We start from the raw sequence: 12,773 nt of genomic DNA, 5'->3' as shown, positions 1-12,773 counted from the left end.
GGGGTTCGCCCTATACAAATATGGTGTGGCACAATGGCCAAAAGGGGGTAAAGATTCGCCTGTTTAGGGGTAAATATTATTCAATGGATGATTTTGGGGTAAAATCAGGCGTTAACGGGGCCGTTATCTGTGCCGGCATTGTTCTGAATATAATCGGCAGGGGCTTTGCCAAACTGCTTCTTAAATTCGCGGCTGAAATATTTCCGGTCGTTAAAGCCTACTGAATATGCTACTTCGGCAATACCGAGTTTATTTTGAGCGAGCAGAAGAGCGGCTTGTTTTAGTCGTGTTGTTTTGATGAAATCTACAATGGTTAAATCCGTCAGCGCTTTAATTTTCCGGTATAACACGGTTTGGCTTATGCCTATTTCCTTTACAAGCCGGTTAACATCAAACCCGGGGTCTTCCATGTGTTTTTCAACTATTTGCATCAGCTTGTTCAGAAAGATCTCATCAGGCGATTCAATTACTTTATCCTGCGGCATCAGGGTTATCTGCCTGGCATATTTTTGACGCAGGCGTTCACGGGCCTGTAATAGGTTGGAGATACTTAGCTGCAGTACCTGAACGCTAAATGGCTTGGTTAGGTAAACGTCGGCACCTGTTTTTAATCCGTTTACAAGATGCGATTGAGCTACCTTAGCGGTAAGCATAATAAAAGGAATGTGATTGGTCCTGTCATCTGATTTAACCCTGGCGCAAAACTCAAATCCATCCATTAAGGGCATAGCCACATCACTGATAATTAAATCGGGGATCAGGCTGGCAGCTAATCCCCAGCCATCGGCACCGTTTGCAGCTTCGTGAACTGTATATAAACCGCACAGGGTTTCCCTGATAAACCCGCGCAGGTCATCATTATCTTCAACAATCAAAATTATCGCCTGTTCCTTTTGGATAACCTGCCGGGTTGTTGCTGCGCTTTGCGATGGAACCGTGATATCTGTTTGTACATCATGGTTGCAATCCATGACATTTAGCAGCTCCTTTTCAGAAAAATGGGTATGGCCTTTTAATAGCGAAATGATAAATGCAGTGCAGCCGGCTTGATGTGCTGTTTGGAGGGTTGACTTAACCGTAATGCTACCTTTATGAAGTTCGATTATGTTTTTAGCAAGGGCCAGTCCAATTCCCCAGCCCTGAGATTTTGAGGCTGCATTAACCTGGTAGAAATTGGTGAATATATCAGGTATTGATTCGGCAGCTATGCCGGTGCCATTGTCTGTTATAATAATATCGATTTTTTGATGACCGGGTTCAATAGCCAATGTTATTTCGCCGCCTGTGGTTGTAAATTTAAAGGCGTTTGACAATACGTTATATAATACCTTTTCAAACTGCTGTTGGTCAAAATGCAACAAAACTGACTGAATGTTGGTCTTAAATTGGTAATTGATATTATTTGCTGCGGCCAATTGCTCAAACGACTCAAATACTTTATAGCAAAACCTTATAATATCGTATTCGCCAATGCTTAGCTGAAGATGACTGCTCTCAATTTTACGGAAATCCAATAATTCGTTAACCAATCTTAATAGCCTGTCGGTACTTTGTTTTATGAGGTTCAATTGGCGGCTGATAACAGGATTATCAGTTACCTGTTCGAGTATTTTTTCGACAGGGGCCAGGATCAGGCTCAGCGGTGTACGTATTTCGTGAGATACCTTTGTGAAAAAATCAACTTTTAACTGGTAGATCTCCTGCTGCTTTTCGCGATTTAAATGTTCATAGTACAGGTCGCGCTCCAGTTTTGCCTGTTTTCGGAAAAACCGTATCACCAGGTAAAGTAATGCCGAAAACGCAAAAAAGTAAATGGTATATGCCCACCAGGTTTTCCAGGCCGGGGGGAGTATAGCAATATGTAAAGACACGGTATTTTTATTCCACAACCCATCGCTATTGCTGCCCCGTACTAAAAACTCATAATCACCTGCGGGCAGATTGGTGTAAGTTGCCGATGGTATACTCACCAGGTTCCAGTTTTTCTCAAAGCCGTCAAGCTTGTACATGAATTTATTGCGCTCGGGCGTATTGTAGTTTAGCGCAGTAAAATCCAAACTGAAAACGTTTTGGTTGTGATTAAAAGTTATTTGCCGGGTTAAGCTGATATCCTTGTTAAGCAAGCCGGTTTTATCGCCTATCTGTACAGGCTCGTTAAATAGCTTTAAGCCGGTAAATAATACCGGTGCCGCGTAGTTATTGTCCCTCACATCTTTAGGATTAAAACTCACAAGCCCGTTATATGTGCCAAAATAAATATCGCCGTTTAGATCTTTAAAAGACGAATTAGCGTTAAATTCATTGATAGGGAGGCCGTCTTTAACTGTAAATGATTTAAACTTTTCAGTTTTTTGATCAAACCTGGCCAGGCCGTTATCTGTACTGATCCACAAGGCACCGTCATCAGCCTGCTCAATTTTCAAAACATTATCTGTTGGCAGGCCTTGTTCCGTAGTATAGGTTTTAAAGGTGTTTGTGTTAGCATCGTATCTGCTTAACCCTCCGTGATAGGAACCTATCCATACGGTGCCGGCTTTATCTTCTGTAATGCAATTGATATAGCTGGCTTTTAAACTGTTGTTGTCGCGCTCATCGGTCTTGAACGCGGTGAATGCCGCTGAATGGTTTTTTAAAATATTAAGTCCGATAGTTGTGCCAACCCAAATATTGTGCTTTGAATCTTCATAAATGCATCTTACTGCAATGGTACTCAGGCGAATTGGGTGAGCGGCGTCGGTAATGTAGATGCGAAATTGCTGCAGTTTTTTATCAAAAATATCCAGGCCCAGCGATGTGCCCACCCAAAACCTGTTCTGGCTGTCTTCCAGGGTACAGCTAACGATGTCGCTGCTGATAGAATTTGGGTTAGCCGGATCATGCTTGTAGTGCTTGAAAGTATGTTTTGACGGCTCGAATAGATCAAGCCCTCCCTGGTGAAAGCCAATCCAAAGATCATTTTCTTTATCTATATAAAGTGATTTTACATAGTTTACCGACAGGCTGCCCGCATCTCCCGGAACATTTACATAATTTATAAACCGGCCTTCACTTTTGTCGAAATAATTTAGGCCGTAGCCGTCGGTACCTATCCATAAATTGTCTTTTGCATCAGCAATAACAGGGCTTACCGTATTACCGCTTATGCTGTTCTTAAATTTATTGGAGCGATATATCTTAAACGGAATGCTGTAGGGGTGAACTATGTTGATGCCTCCGTACATGGTACCTATCCAAATAGTGCCGGTTTTATCAAGATAAATGTCCTTTATTGAATTATTGCTCAGGCTATTTTGGTTTTCGGTATCGTGATCATACAAAGTAAATGAACCCGTTGCCGGGTCATAGATATTTAACCCGTTGATGGTACCTATCCAAAGCTTATTTTGCTTATCGGCCAAAATACTGCGTACATCATTGCTGCTTAAACTTTTGATGTTGGAGGGAGCGTGTTTGAAATTGGTGAATGTGCCACTTTCGGGGTGGTACAGGCTTAAACCTCCATTTTGTGTGCCTATCCACAGGCGATGTTCCGTGTCTTCGGTAATAGCCTGTACCGAGTTGCCGCTTAAGCTGTTTGAGGCTGTTTCGGTATTAACAAATGATGTAAATATATACCTGCCATTTTTAATAGCCATTTTGGTTAACCCGTACATGGTGCCAATCCAAAGGTTATTTGCATGGTCTTCAAATATGGTTTGAATTTCGTTGCCGGCAAGACCGGGATGTGTTGCATTGGCTTTAAAAAAATGGGTAAACTTCCGTGAGTTTGATGTGGCGGCCACATTAAGCCCGTTGTTTGTACCTATCCATAATTGACCCAGGTGGTCCTGAAAAATGCAATGAATATTGTCATCACTTAAGCTGCTGCTGTTAGTACTGTCTTTTAAAATATGTTCAAACGAATCTGTTTCGGGAATGTACCTGTTGAGGCCTCTTACGGTACCAACCCACAGGTTTTTGGTGCGGTCTTCAAAAACGGAGAAAACGTAGTCGTTGCAGCTTATGCTGCCCGGATCTTTATATGAGTGATTGTATATTTTAATGCTACGTGCATCGTAGCGGTTTAGGCGATCGCGGGTTCCAATCCAAATATAACCGCGGCTATCTTTACAAAAAGACAGGACAGTACTTTGCGACAGACCGTTAGCAACCGTTAAGTGATCAAAAGAAATTTGTGAAAAGGCAGTGTTATAAGCTAAAAGCAAACAGGCTATAAGTATCAAAAGCTTTTTCATCTGCGTGCTGGATGTTGCCTTAATTGAGAATTTAAATCTACGTATTTTGTAGATTAAATTATATAATCATAAAAACACAGCTAATCCATTTCAAAAAATATAAATACAAACGGCGGGACAAAGGCCTGGGCGTTAGTGCCATAGTTGTTAACCTAAGAAAGAAAAAGAAGAGGCTTGTGCGATCCGCCTCTTGAGATGCGGTGGAGGGGCGTGTTGCTGCTTTGATAAACTTGCAGCAGAAACACCCCCTGCCACCACTCGTTCCTCCGCGCGCGCTCAAGAGGGGATTTTTAAAGTCCTTTGCTCAATTAGTTGTTTAAGTTTACACCAGGCTGTCATGATTACATGACGTTTTTCGGCTGTTTTCTGAAAGACTGATAATTATTCCGATACAAGCGGATTATGAAAATGGACTGCAACACAAAAGCCGCTTTAAGCGGCTTCGTGCTCGTTTGTGATAATCTGCTTATTTAAGGGTTTTTAGAACTGGATAGTTAGATGTAGGGTGTTGATAACCAGGAGTATATAAAGTGCAAGAAATGGCCGCTTTTCAATACCAAACACTACCGGGCTATTTTAAAAAGCCGGCCAGATAGCCCAATATCGTGTTGGTTTGCATCATTAAACTAACATGGCTTTGTGAAGGAACAATAGCCAATTGTGATTGCGGCATTTTTCCCATGTCGGCAAAAACGTCGCCTCCCAATAATTTATATGTTTTTATCAATTCAATTTTATCCAGTCCGTCGTTATCTCCGGATATGATTAATACGGGTGCAGAAATTTTCGAGATATTGGCGTCACCTAAGTCGAATGGTGTTTGAGCATAGGCGATCATCTGCTCTAAAAATTTTGTCCAATTTGTTTTATCAGGTGCCACGGCATCATATGCGGTTTTCATAGGAGTGTTGGTAAGAAATTCGGGCTTCAGGCCTTTAAATGCATTATTTACTTCGGGCATCCAACCACTGCTTTTATAGGTGGAAGAGATGATCACTAATTTTCTTAACCGTTTTGGGCTTTGTATAGCAAACTGGTAAGCTATCGCGCCGCCAAAGCTATATCCCACAACATCGGCACTGTCAATTTTCAGGTGGTCCATTACACCTGCTACATCACTTGCTAAAGTAGCGTGTGACAATTTTCTATCTGAAAATGGCGTATGCCCATGTCCCTGTAATTCAATGGCAATTACCTTCCTTGTTTTTGCCAGCTCGGGAATTATTTGGCCCCAGTTGCCTTCAATGGTCATAAAGGCACCATGTAGTAAAACTACAGGCCTGCCTTCGCCATATACTTCGTAATAAACTTTAAGGCCATTAACAGGTGCGTAGCCACTGGCAGAAGGTTTGATTTGTTGTGCTTTGGTTTGCAGTATTGTAAAAAAAAGCATTGCAATCATTAATACAGGTTGGCCGACATCCGATCGTTTAAATACTCTTTTCATAAAACGTGATTTAAGTTGTTTTGATTTTATTGACAATACAAAGATGGCAGGTATTTCAGGATCGTGTACTGTGTAAAAACGACAAGTTCAGGGGCAAATTGCGACAAGATGCTGCCCTTGTTATTAAGCAACAAGGATCTATTGCTTGCTTCGCTGGTGCATGCATGCTGTAATTGGCAGATGTTAGGCAGTGTCCCGGCGGCGCTACTTTATAAAAGCGGAATATATTCGTGGGGAGAGAGCTATTAAAGTAGAACGCTTTTGCAGACTTGCTACATGATGGAATCGTTTTATTTGGTAAACTTGTAGTTCAGATAGTGGGATGATTGCAGCGATACACGGTTTGTGTGTTTGATAATTAGCGATAATTTAAGAACAACATTATCTGAAACTTGAACGGCCAAAACATATCACATCAATGAAGCAAAAAGAATTAGCAGAATTAACAAACGAGGAATTATTACAAGAAGTAAAAAAAATTAAATCAGGTAATATTTTAGATGCCGCGATCTTTGGTTTTTTGATCGGGGTTTCCGTTTATAGTGCCTTTAGAAATGGGGTTGGCTTATTAAGTTTTCTTCCTTTAATCTATATACCAATAGCTGCTAAAAATAAAGCCAGAAATAAAGAGCTGGAAAAATTGGCCAGGGATAGGGGTTTAAAATAACAAATGGCTAAAAATTGCCAAAGTTAGGCCTGCTGATGAGAGCAATGCCCTGCAAAAAGGTGTAATTGAACAAATCATTGCGCGAGTCTGCCTGCTTGGGCAAGCACTGTATATTGCCGGTGAGCCAACTATGCACATATTGTTGCCCTTTCGTCGTTTTTGGGGGACTATAACTTCGGCGGTCTAAAGTAATGTATTAATGATTTAGTCTTTTAGTTAATTGATAAGCGCCACCTGATTGATAGCGAAATGGTGCTGTTTACAACATGCATTCCGCTTTCCCGGATGATCTCAGGAGGCCGCTAACTTATAGAAGATGCATTATATCCAAAAAACTTTTTAAAAGCATCAGAAAAATGGGAGAGGCTTTCAAAGCCTACTTCATTAAAAACCGAAACCGGTGCCTGATGCTGTTCTTTGATCAGGAAATGTGCGCGTTCAAGCCTTCGTTTCTTTATCCAACGTTCGGGCGTATCATTAAATACTTTCTTGAAATCGCGTTTAAATGTAGCGAGACTGCGGCCACTTAGCCGGGCAAATTGAGCTATCGGTACATTGTAAAGGTAATTTTGACCCATAAAGGCTTCAATGTCAATCTTGAAAGGTTCGCTGAAATCAAAAAGCATATTTTTTAATCGCAGGTTGTGGCGAAGTACGAGCTCAATCGCTTCATGCGTTTTTATTTCGGCCATGCTTGCTGTTAAAGGCAAGTCCGACTTAAAATAAGGAATAAGGGAGTCAAAATAACCTTTCAGAAAAGCGTCATGGCTCATATTGATCACCGGCTCTCCTACATATAAACCATCTGCGGTTACATCGGTTTGTCCACTGTACTTTCTTAAGCTGGACTGATCAAAAAAAATACTTATTGACTGGAAAGGCGTACCGTCTGCAGCGGGCTTTTTAACAGACTTCAGCAATAAATTTTTACGCAGCAATCCTACCGAACCGCGGCCATAGGTGAAAGTGCCGCCGTTATGGTAAAAAGTAATTTCCCCGGTAATGATGTAGGATAAGGCGTGGTCCCTTACAACGGATTCGCCATCTCTTTTGCTTTGCGCACTGCAACTGTACAATATGTTATGCTGCAATTCATCGTTGGTCATATATTCAAAGATATGTCTTTGCGTTAATGTTATTTCATCTGGCTCATGATCATCTTATCGAACATGGAGTCGCTAAGCCATTTTTTTGTTCCCAATATTATTGCAGCCATGTAACCTTTTGCATAGCGCGGTTTAGGCGATTTTGTTTCAATAGCACTTTTGATCAGTTCGGCTATCACTATCGGTTCAACGTTGTTTACCTCCGATTTGGCAAAAACTTTTTTAGCTTTCTTGGTTAAATCTCCGTAAAACGTATGTCCTGACGTTTTTTCGGCACTATCAAAAGCGATGCCGCCCCATTCAGTTTTTACACCGCCCGGTTCAATAATAATCACATCTACGCCAAAAGGTTTAACTTCCAGGCGCAGGCTGTCGCTAAGTCCCTCAACGGCAAATTTGCTTGCATGGTACCAACCGCCCAGCGGCGTAGCCATTTTACCACCAATGGAAGTGATATTTACGATTTTGCCAAAATGTTGTTTGCGCATGTGCGGTAATACCAGCTGACATAGGCGGGCCAGGCCAATCACATTTACTTCGAGCTGGTAGCGGGCATCATGCATTGGAACATCTTCAACAGCGCCATAAGACCCGAAACCTGCGCTATTTACCAGCACATCAATGTGCCCTTGTTCGGAAATGATGCGTTCAACAGCTTTAACCATCGATTCATCGTCAGCTACGTCCATGGGTATGGTTTTAATTCCCAGGTCCATGAGTGTGGCCATTTTCTCTGTGCGGCGTGCAACACCATAAACGGTATAGCCATTTTGGGCTAAAAGGCGGGCCGTAGCTGCCCCGATACCGGCCGAAGCGCCGGTAACCAATGCTACTTTTTTCATATTATGCATTATTTAATCAGTTCTTTATTTGATATATTTTTTGCCGAACCAACAATGTTTGGCGCTAACTCCATTGGCCTGGATCAGATCAGAGTTATAATAATCCAGTAATCTTATTTTCTTATCTTGGTGATAATCCTGTGCGGTTTCATTTGCCAATACCTGTGGTTGCAAAATGTTAAGCGTGCTAATGATCAAGGTATCTTTAATTATAACTTCGTTTATACGTGGTGCAGATAAGGTCATTAAACTATCTAAAGGCGGGATTTGCGGAGGCGTGTTGTCGATTGCTGGCCTTGCCTGTTTTTGTTCGCTAACCTGTGTTTTAGTCTGCTGCTGTGCACCGGGATGGGTTTCTTGTACCTCAGTATTTGGCTTTTGTGTACCCGCAGCGTTAATTGCGTGGTAGTAACGCTCGTTAAACCTCATTGAATATAACTCAAAAAGGGAGATGATAAATGCTAAAACCAGTGTGCCCAAACCGACACCAATCCAAAATGGCTTTCTGAATAACAAGGCGAGTACCAGGCCGCTCAATCCCAATATGCCCCAAAATATCCGGATACCGCGCCAGCCACGGTGGGTTTTTTCAACTTTTACTTTTTCCAGCTTTAAGAAAGTGGTCGCATCTTTTTGATATAGTGCTATTTTTCCGGCTGTTATTTTACTGGTGTATATGCTGTCGGCCCCGCCTCCTATGCCTATCAGCAGTCCGAATAAAATCATCGGTACAGGCACTCCTTTAAGCAATGAAAACGGAGATGCCCATTTCCAAAGTACAAAGCCGCCAATCAGCAATAATCCGCCAATAACAGCTCCCCAGAAACCGTGCCTGGCTTCGCCGTGATAGTAGCTGATGATGGTTTGAAGTAAATTCATGCCCGTATTCTTTTAATAAAACAAAGCTCGGCAGAAAATTCGTACGCGGTTTTCGTGAAAGGATCAAATTGCTTTAGTGAAAAGCTCACAAATGAGGTGGCGAAAAGGGATAGTACATCTTTAGACTATATCGTATAAAGGTTTAAAGTTTCCGGGATAATATGGATCCATAAATAGCGCTATAAAAAACACAAGTTCGTGATGCAGAAACTGGTAAGGCTTATGCCCACTACACAACAAAGCCCGGCACTCGGCCAGGCTCTGTTGTTTTCTTATTTGTTAGGCTCAAGGAGCCTTTACCCACCCCGCCCGATATGTTACGCGAGTCGGGGGTAATGCTGGACTACCAATCTTGCCAGCTTGAATCTTTATCATTTCGCCACAAACCTTGACCGATAATTAAGTTTACAATTGGTTTTAATGTAGTGTCAATTCCCAATATTGTTCCTAAAGGTACTATCCTTATATCCTCTTTTTCCACATCTGGCCCTGGTTCTGAAAACATTTCCCATACATGGTCTTCCCATTTAGCGATCTCGGTTATTGTTTTGCCTTTTAATGCATTAAGATCAGTTATTACATAAGAATTTTTAGGCGCATCAATGTCCCAATTCATATATAACCATTTCCAAATAGGGTCATTGGGAATTACTGCATCTGACATTAGTGGTGTTTCCAATGTTTTTTCTATAGGAATAATTTGATAAGCCGTGATTTTATCCACACTATAATAGTCATAGACTCCTAACATTAATTTTTCACACCAAGATGAATCTACAATACCTAAATAGAAAACGTTGTTGTCGGATAGTGAAAACTGAGAATTAACTGTAGATCCAGATTGTAGCTTTTGATATATTTGATCAAATATAAATTCATTCTCCTTTATGGATTTAAATCCTCCTGCTATAATCAATTCAAAACCGAACTTTTCGGATAACCCTATTGAGTAAGAAAAATTTGGGTTTTGGCCACCATTGACTAACGTAACATGATAGCCATTTTTATCAATGTTTTTTCTTATGATGTCTAAAAATTCTGTATTTGTCATTACTCCGTCGTTAGTCGGGATCTGCAACTCCGAACTTAAATATAAAACTGATTTACAACCCTTGCAATCTTTGGAAAATTAACATAACAAAAAAAGCCGCCTTACTTTCGTAAAGCGGCTTGGTAGCCCGTAGGGGAATCGAACACGATTCTTAACCAATTGGCTTACAATATTTTATATGGTTTAAAATTGGCTACGCACCGAATTACCAACCATTTTTTGATGCAGATTATTTTATTTGCAAATCTTACTTTACGAAGATACAAAATATTGAAAACCCTAACAATTTTAACATCACAAAAAAGGCCGTACCATGATTCATTATACAGTTTTTAATTTCACTTGTAACAAGATCAAATTATAGATCGAAAAAGCAAAGTAGTAACCATTGTGGATGTTTGTGCTAGTAAGAAGCTTTTTTAAATATGGTCAGAAAGCTCTGAGATGTTGGGCTGTTTGGGAATCCATCAACCCACGTTCCGATAAATAAATTCACGAATTTTAATATCAGATCGCATATTACTTATGTGATTTTATGCCGGTAGTCGCTACGATCTGTTCCTGATGCCCAAAGATAGCGCGTCATCGTTTTATTAACTACGTATCTCACGTCGCATAAAAAGATAATAAGCAAATGCAAAACAGCCTACCGTTGAAGCCATTAAACCACTTACCTGAGGCCAGACAATCATGACACTCTCTTTAAACGGTAATGGCGCTGGTATGGCGCCTGCCATTTGTTCCATGGTTACCGGGCCGAGGCTGCGAACGGAAGGCATTAGCAGCGTGGTGACGGCATCTGAGTAAAGCTGGTTTGGAGCAACGCGTTGCAGATTCAAAATAACGTCGTTATAACTAATGATTTCGGCCTGGCTAAGATAAGCCGGATCAGGTAAGAAGGACTTGACAATAAGGTTAATGACGATCTGGTAAAATATCGTAAAGAACAACCAGATCCCGATGGCCGTAAGCGCGGAAGTTGCGGCTTGCTTAAACAAGATGGAAAGCATGATAGATAAGCTCAACCAGAAAGCCACATAAGCAATAGTGATCACAATAAACCCCAGTATGCGAAGCAATTCCTGCGGCTCCATACGCACGCCAGTCAGTACTAATCCGCCGCCTATCATCAGCAAAGTCAATGCAAAAAATAAACCGCTAACGATAACCAGGGCGCTCACAAATTTGGCCAGCAATAAATTATCCCGGTAGATGGGCTGCGCCATCAGGCGGGTCAAAGTGCCGTTGTTCTGCTCGGAATTGACCGCGTCAAACCCTAGGCTGATGCCCAGCAACGGTGCCAGAAAACTCAGGAACACATGAAATGGCGGGATGGAATTATCGGTTGTGGTTAACAACTTCAGATATAAAAAAAGGTGATCAGGATCTTTTGTATTTCCTATTGCTGATTTGATATTCGCCAGCGATACGTACATCGCGGCGATAAAAGTAAGCACAATAAGCGCAATCAATATGCTGAAGCGCCAGCTGCGTATATGATCCGCTATTTCCTTATGAATCATAACACCAAAAGGCCCCGGATCAAGAGATTGACTTTTCATAGCTTGTATTTTTAGTACTATTTGATTCAAAATATTTCTGGTAAATATCGTCGAGTCCATAATTTTTTTGATTGACACCGATCACATCGTAGCCTTTTCCAACCAGAAAGCGAACAAGAGCGGCAGTTACATCGCGGCTGCTGGTAAATTCCAGTTCATTTTCGTGGATGCGAATCTGGGTGATGGCTTCCCATGCCTGGAGTTCCGGCTCCTGCTGCCAGGGTTGTGAAACAGGTTGTGCTACCCTGATAGAAGTGACATGGCTGTCGGTGCCGAATAGTTGACCGGACAGCGCGCCGATATCTCCCTGTGCCAGCAATTGGCCCTTCACAAAAATCCCAACCCGGTCGCACACCTGCTGGACGTGGTGTAAATGGTGCGATGAGAGTAAAACGGTAAGTCCCTGCTGCCGGCTCAACTGTTTGATGAGCGCCAAAAAGTCTTTTACGCCTGTTGGGTCTATACCAAGCGTTGGCTCATCCAGGATGATGACATCCGGTTTTTTGATCAGCACATCGGCCAGACCAAGTCGCTGTTTCATGCCTCGGGAAAAAGCCGAAGTCTTTTTATGTTGGTCTGCAGCAAGGCCCACAATCTCCAGCACTTCGGCCGAACGCTTTTTTAGTTCATTTTCAGGTACGCTGTTCAGTCTGCCGATATACACCAGGTTTTCCAGCGCGGTCATGTTATCATAAAAACCGACGCTATCAGGCATATAACCCACTTTTTTCTTAACCGAAATAGGGTTGCTGGTAGCGTTATGCCCGCAAACAAAAGCGGTACCGCTCGTCGGGTCGGTAAGCCCGAGCATCATCAATATGGTGGTAGTTTTGCCTGCGCCATTAGGCCCCAGCAATCCGAAGATCTCGCCCTTGTTTATTTCAAGGTTTAAACCATCTACCGCTTTAACAGCGCCATACTGTTTGGTTAAGTCCTTTAATTGTATAATAGGATCTTTCATTGGTAAAAAATGGATTGGCTATT

9 protein-coding genes are annotated in these 12,773 nt (G+C 41.9%); 1 reads left to right on the top strand and 8 read right to left on the bottom strand.

Translation table 11 applies throughout. The annotated features are described in order from the left end of the window. Positions 1-104: 104 nt before the first annotated feature. Entirely contained in the window at positions 105-4,235 is a 4,131-nt protein-coding gene (locus MTO98_RS32995; RefSeq protein WP_243483873.1) for a two-component regulator propeller domain-containing protein, read from the bottom strand. Between the two features lie 571 nt (positions 4,236-4,806). Beyond that, complete coding sequence (locus MTO98_RS32990; protein WP_243483871.1) at positions 4,807-5,682, bottom strand: alpha/beta fold hydrolase; 876 nt, start codon at positions 5,680-5,682, stop codon at positions 4,807-4,809. A gap of 418 nt (positions 5,683-6,100) precedes the next feature. Between MTO98_RS32990 and MTO98_RS32985 the strand changes: the two genes are divergently transcribed. Continuing rightward, positions 6,101-6,349, top strand: a complete 249-nt coding sequence (locus MTO98_RS32985) for a hypothetical protein (RefSeq protein WP_243483870.1) — start codon at positions 6,101-6,103, stop codon at positions 6,347-6,349. 302 nt (positions 6,350-6,651) lie between these two features. Here MTO98_RS32985 and MTO98_RS32980 read toward each other — a convergent pair whose 3' ends face one another. The 6 genes from MTO98_RS32980 to MTO98_RS32955 form a co-directional block, all read right to left on the bottom strand. Next, on the bottom strand, positions 6,652-7,455 hold the full coding sequence (locus MTO98_RS32980) for an AraC family transcriptional regulator (protein WP_243483868.1): 804 nt from the start codon (positions 7,453-7,455) through the stop codon (positions 6,652-6,654). A gap of 29 nt (positions 7,456-7,484) precedes the next feature. Next, the gene (locus MTO98_RS32975) at positions 7,485-8,297 is read right to left on the bottom strand and encodes an oxidoreductase (RefSeq protein WP_243483866.1); all 813 of its coding nucleotides are present in this window, start codon (positions 8,295-8,297) and stop codon (positions 7,485-7,487) included. A 24-nt stretch (positions 8,298-8,321) separates the two neighbouring features. Then, positions 8,322-9,176 (bottom strand): hypothetical protein, encoded by an 855-nt coding sequence (locus tag MTO98_RS32970; RefSeq protein ID WP_243483864.1) that lies wholly within the window; start codon positions 9,174-9,176, stop codon positions 8,322-8,324. 343 nt (positions 9,177-9,519) lie between these two features. After that, positions 9,520-10,227, bottom strand: coding sequence for a DUF4262 domain-containing protein (locus MTO98_RS32965; protein WP_243483862.1), 708 nt, complete (start codon positions 10,225-10,227; stop codon positions 9,520-9,522). Between the two features lie 593 nt (positions 10,228-10,820). Next, positions 10,821-11,819, bottom strand: a complete 999-nt coding sequence (locus tag MTO98_RS32960) for an ABC transporter permease (RefSeq protein WP_243483861.1) — start codon at positions 11,817-11,819, stop codon at positions 10,821-10,823. Beyond that, the gene (locus tag MTO98_RS32955; protein WP_243483859.1) at positions 11,770-12,750 is read right to left on the bottom strand and encodes an ABC transporter ATP-binding protein; all 981 of its coding nucleotides are present in this window, start codon (positions 12,748-12,750) and stop codon (positions 11,770-11,772) included. Before MTO98_RS32955 ends, MTO98_RS32960 begins: the two co-directional genes overlap by 50 nt. Positions 12,751-12,773: the final 23 nt, after the last annotated feature.

Source organism: Mucilaginibacter sp. SMC90 (genome assembly GCF_022811725.1).
In the GTDB taxonomy this organism is placed as follows: domain Bacteria; phylum Bacteroidota; class Bacteroidia; order Sphingobacteriales; family Sphingobacteriaceae; genus Mucilaginibacter.
This window is presented reverse-complemented; position numbering and strand designations above follow the sequence as displayed.